3 pseudogenes are annotated in these 1,265 nt (G+C 38.0%); all 3 read right to left on the reverse strand.

From position 1 onward, the window contains the following. Window positions 1–290, reverse strand: a pseudogene (locus ACFIKB_RS09315) (hypothetical protein); the annotation flags it as partial. Between the two features lie 113 nt (window positions 291–403). Next, window positions 404–982 (reverse strand): annotated as a pseudogene (locus tag ACFIKB_RS09320) (hypothetical protein). A gap of 82 nt (window positions 983–1,064) precedes the next feature. Beyond that, window positions 1,065–1,265, reverse strand: a pseudogene (locus ACFIKB_RS09325) (hypothetical protein); the annotation flags it as partial.

Below are 1,265 nucleotides of genomic sequence, written 5' to 3' on the forward strand. Positions count from 1 at the left end.
TTTCCATAGACTTCAGCATTGCCATAAACTTGACCACAGACTTGAGAAAAATGGCGTATTTTTGCATTTTCATACACTCTTGCATGACCATAGACACAAGCCTCATCATAGACCCAGCAATTGCCATCATGGGATAGGTTAACTTCCTTTTGAATAAAGCCGCCTAAAGACCCTGCCTTTATATCATCAAAATCTTTTAAAGCTTTAATGCGATAAAGGTTTATAATATTTCGAGTAAGAGCATGTTTGATTTTTTTGATTTCACTGGTTAATTCGTATTTTTTGCACATAGGGATACCCTCACAATCTAATGTGATAAACATTTGCTAAAATTTGGAATGGGAAAATTTGAAAGAGGGGCGCCCCCGCCACGCCTGTACTTTCATTTACACTGCTTTATTGATTAGACCCAGACAATCTCTAATTCACCATAAGGAGAGAGACGTTCAGTATAGGTTTTTATTTTAGTAGACCCGCCGACATTTTCACGAATAACAGCAATTCCATGAATATTGGCATTTTCATAAACATGCACGTTATTTGCTATACGAGCGTTTTCATAAACCCTAGCATTGTCATAAACATAGGCATTATCATAAATAATAGCCTTGCCATAAACACGCGCATTACCATAGACATGGGAATTATCAGAAATAACAGCATTGCCATAAACATGGGCATTATCATAGACATAACCAGCAACGATAGCATTGTCATAAACCCGCGCATGACCATAGATATGACCACAAGTGACAGCCTTGCCAAAAACCCTTGCATGTTCATAAACGTGACCATTTTTAAACACAAGAGCATCATCATAGACCTAGCAATTGCCATCATGAGAGAGGTTATCTTCCTTTTCAATAAAGCCGCCTAAGGTACCAGCTCTAACATCAGAAAAGTCTTTTAATGCTTTAATACGGTAGAGAACATGTTTACCAAATACACGCGTTTCATTTGTGAGTGCAAACTTCTTTTGCATGAGCACAATTCCTTTATAAAGAGATTTAAATTTTTAAATGAGATGTTTAAAGGAGGGCGCCCCCACCGCGCCCACGCGTTATTTAAGCAGCGTCTTTTAGTGACTGATTATCATCACAGATATCATTACGAATTTTTGCACGGCTATTGACAACAGCATTGCCATAAATTTGCACATGATGATCAATATTTGATTTGCCATAGACTTTGGCATGATCATAAATCCTTACAAAGCAACCAACACGAGCCGAGCCAGAAACCTTGGCATGACCATAGATACTTGA

Origin of the sequence: Bartonella sp. MR110HLJHH (assembly GCF_042194225.1) — a bacterium.
GTDB classification, from domain to species: Bacteria; Pseudomonadota; Alphaproteobacteria; order Rhizobiales; family Rhizobiaceae; genus Bartonella; species Bartonella grahamii.